Origin of the sequence: Clostridium sp. UBA6640 (genome assembly GCF_002455975.1) — a bacterium.
GTDB lineage: Bacteria > Bacillota > Clostridia > Clostridiales > Clostridiaceae > Clostridium_J.
The window spans coordinates 1-2,834 of record NZ_DKLM01000162.1; the positions used below are offsets into that span (position 1 = coordinate 1).

Genomic DNA, 2,834 nt, shown 5'->3' on the forward strand with positions numbered 1-2,834 from the left:
CGACTTTGTCGACACTCTGAAGTAATCTTCCAAGGAAGATTACTACTTACTATCTTAAATTTATATTAATACTTAAAATTAATCTATATCAGCTACATTAAACCCTTCTTTTTCTGCTTTTTCTATAAAATCATCGCCATCTATATGAATACAGTAAACTTGCTTTCTATATTCTATTGGAATAATTTCACTTAATACTTTCAATGAGGTATGCACGTTCCCTTCAAAATCATTGAGGCATGTGTCATGATATATTAGATTACCTAACTTCAAAAATGGAATTACATCAAAATTTGTTTTATATGTGTCTCCACTATAGAAAATATCATTTCCTTCATCAAATTTTAATGTATAAGAATAGGCATTAAGTGATTCAGTATGTTTTGTTATCGATGCAGAGAATTCTAATCTTAATGGATTAATTCGCTTATTTTTAGCGTCGTCTACAATAAAGCTTTCACCTTCTTTTAATCCAAGAAGTTTTAAAAACATGCTTATTTTTTCTTTTTCCTCAAAATAAATTTTTGTTACTATCTTATATTTCCAATAACAAAATCCTACAAGTCCCCCTAATGAACCTATGTGATCTGAATGCATATGAGTAATCAATACATGTATTTCTTCAATACCTTCAATTAAATCTTTTTCTAAAATTTTTTTAAATACAGTTTCACCACAATCTATTAATAATAAAGTTTTACCTTTTCTTATATATCCAGCAGTATTTCCTTCATTAGTATGATATCCTGATCCTTTTCCTAAAAATTCTAATTTATTCATAACAGCACTCCCATATAAAAATTACTCTATATTTTGAATCTTTCACATACATTAAAGTTAAAACTATCTGGGGTAAGATTAAAATATCCTACATCTAGATATTTAGGTATACTTATACCTATCGGCTTACTTTTTTTAAAAATATCTAATAATTCTAGAGTTTTATCATAAGATATCTTTTCTAAAAAGCGACTAACAGTAATATGTGCTCCCCAAGGTCGTTTAAGTTCAATACCATTCATTTGTGCATATTCATTTAACTTTTTTATATATTCAAAAAAGCTAATGTTAGAAATTCCTGCAATAATACCAGTATCTTGATTCATTAACCATTCATTGTAATCTATTTGAATTCCTTTAATTGATGAAACGCTATATTTTGCTGCATTTATAATTAGCTCTAAAGTTTTATTTGCGGGAGAAAATTCATCTTTTACTTCATATGTTCCTAAAGTAGTGTGTATATTGCTTTCATCATATTTAATTGAAGAAATTATCGTATCAACCTCTTTAGTAAACTTATCTGCTGCATTTATTATATTTCTAGAATGTCTAAGAGCAATAATATATCCACCTTTATTAATAGATATTTGGGGAACTAGTCCTTCTTCTCTAACCTTAGATGTGTCTTTAAATTCTGTATATATCTTTTCTTGCTTTTCTAGAAATTCACAAAAACTCATCCATTTCTCCTTACATAATCTCTTTATATCATTATATATAAATACAAAGGCATTTATTGCATATATTATACTTCTTTATTCTAACTATATTTCCATAGATTCCAATACATTACTAATTATTTCATGATATTATCTACTATAGTATGATTCCCTATAATAAGCGTAGTATATACAAATTTTACCTGAATGGAAACCATCCTATTTTAAAATTTTTCAAAATAAAAAACACCTGCATTAGCAGGTATTTTTATTCATACTTTTCTATGTGTCTATTCTTGCAACTGAAAATATTTTCTAAATAGCATATATTATTAATTTTCATTTGCAATTTTTGTGCCAATAATAAACCAAGCTATCATCTTACCAATTAAAAGAAATGCCAAAACCATAGTTGTAACTTTATACCCTAAAACTCCCGCCATGAAACACCCAAAACTCTCAATATAAAGAAAAATACTATATACCTTACTATTAGTTTTTTCTCTTATAAACACAGTCCTCTCTTCATTCTTTACGAGCTCTATTTCTTCACATTTTTCTGGAGCTTTCATAAATTTTAAACTTTGAAGAATTCCCAATAACCCTACTAGCGTGAATGCAACTCCACCACCAAATAAAGATGAATTATTATAGATAACTAAAGCTAAAAATAGAAATATAACACCTGAGATAAAAGTTCCAATGCTGAAATATAGATTTTTTTTCATATAATTCATAACATTAATCCTCCTCAAATATAAATATTTTTTCAATTGTTGTATCAAATATAACTGCTATCTTATGAGCTAAGAAAATAGATGGATTATATTTACCATTCTCCAAAGAAACTATAGTTTGCCTACTTACAGAACAAAGTTTAGCAAGATCCTCCTGTATCATTCGCCGCTCTTTTCTTAGTTCTTTAATGATATTTTTCAATATATACCTCCTTTAAAGTAAAGTTAGCTTTACTTTTTTAATTATAACTTACCCTTTAAGCAAATATTATATGCATGATAAGTAAAGTTGACTTTACTTCTTTATCATATAGTATTTTATAAATTAAGTCAAGCTAACTTTACTTTTAATTTTACTTATTTTTTATTAGCCCCAATATATTACTAATTATTCCAATACATTACTAATTATTCTAAAATATTATCTACTATGTTATAATTGCCTATAATAGGCATAGTATATATAAATATTACCTGAATGAAAGCCATCTTATTTGTGAATTTTTTTAATTTTTTTAAAACAATATTTATATAGCTACTAGAACATACTTCCATTTCTTCTCCTTGAGGCTTTATAATACAAAAAATCAACATAAATTACTTTTATCTTCTTGTAATTAACCTTCCACATATTATATAGGGTTCCACAATGGAA

At 26.3% G+C, this 2,834-nt stretch carries 4 protein-coding genes; all 4 read right to left on the minus strand.

All coding sequences use genetic code 11. The annotated features are described in order from the left end of the window. Nucleotides 1-78: 78 nt before the first annotated feature. The gene (locus B2W91_RS18610) at nt 79-780 is read right to left on the minus strand and encodes an MBL fold metallo-hydrolase (RefSeq protein WP_291583645.1); all 702 of its coding nucleotides are present in this window, start codon (nt 778-780) and stop codon (nt 79-81) included. A 26-nt stretch (nt 781-806) separates the two neighbouring features. Then, on the minus strand, nt 807-1,463 hold the full coding sequence (locus tag B2W91_RS18615) for a hypothetical protein (protein ID WP_291583647.1): 657 nt from the start codon (nt 1,461-1,463) through the stop codon (nt 807-809). A gap of 311 nt (nt 1,464-1,774) precedes the next feature. After that, complete coding sequence (locus B2W91_RS18620; protein ID WP_291583649.1) at nt 1,775-2,179, minus strand: hypothetical protein; 405 nt, start codon at nt 2,177-2,179, stop codon at nt 1,775-1,777. A 4-nt stretch (nt 2,180-2,183) separates the two neighbouring features. Further along, nucleotides 2,184-2,381, minus strand: a complete 198-nt coding sequence (locus B2W91_RS18625; RefSeq protein WP_291583651.1) for a helix-turn-helix transcriptional regulator — start codon at nt 2,379-2,381, stop codon at nt 2,184-2,186. Nucleotides 2,382-2,834 lie beyond the last annotated feature (453 nt).